Here is a 1,003-nt window from a genome sequence, read left to right as displayed (position 1 = left end):
AATCCCAGTGTACGTTTCGACACACTATCATTACGTGAATCCATAGCGTAATGAAGCGAACCGGGGGAACTGAAACATCTAAGTACCCCGAGGAAAAGAAATCAACCGAGATTCCCCCAGTAGCGGCGAGCGAACGGGGAGCAGCCCAGAGTCTGAATCAGCTTGTGTGTTAGTGGAACGGTCTGGAAAGTCCGACGGTACAGGGTGATAGTCCCGTACACCAAAATGCACAGGTTGTGAACTCGAAGAGTAGGGCGGGACACGTGGTATCCTGTCTGAATATGGGGGGACCATCCTCCAAGGCTAAATACTCCTGACTGACCGATAGTGAACCAGTACCGTGAGGGAAAGGCGAAAAGAACCCCGGCGAGGGGAGTGAAAAAGAACCTGAAACCGTGTACGTACAAGCAGTGGGAGCCTCTTTATGGGGTGACTGCGTACCTTTTGTATAATGGGTCAGCGACTTATATTCTGTAGCAAGGTTAACCGTATAGGGGAGCCGAAGGGAAACCGAGTCTTAACTGGGCGTTAAGTTGCAGGGTATAGACCCGAAACCCGGTGATCTAGCCATGGGCAGGTTGAAGGTTGGGTAACACTAACTGGAGGACCGAACCGACTAATGTTGAAAAATTAGCGGATGACTTGTGGCTGGGGGTGAAAGGCCAATCAAACCGGGAGATAGCTGGTTCTCCCCGAAAGCTATTTAGGTAGCGCCTCGTGAACTCATCTTCGGGGGTAGAGCACTGTTTCGGCTAGGGGGTCATCCCGACTTACCAACCCGATGCAAACTGCGAATACCGAAGAATGTTATCACGGGAGACACACGGCGGGTGCTAACGTCCGTCGTGAAGAGGGAAACAACCCAGACCGCCAGCTAAGGTCCCAAAGTCACAGTTAAGTGGGAAACGATGTGGGAAGGCACAGACAGCCAGGATGTTGGCTTAGAAGCAGCCATCATTTAAAGAAAGCGTAATAGCTCACTGGTCGAGTCGGCCTGCGCGGA

At 51.9% G+C, this 1,003-nt stretch carries 1 rRNA gene; it reads left to right on the top strand.

The features are described 5' to 3' along the window. Positions 1–1,003 (top strand): 23S ribosomal RNA (locus tag EHN13_RS22950); the annotation flags it as partial.

It is taken from the genome of Citrobacter youngae (genome assembly GCF_003818115.1).
Taxonomy (GTDB): Bacteria; Pseudomonadota; Gammaproteobacteria; order Enterobacterales; family Enterobacteriaceae; genus Citrobacter; species Citrobacter youngae.
Note: the sequence above shows the minus strand (reverse complement) of the source record. Positions and strands in the feature narration are given on the sequence as shown.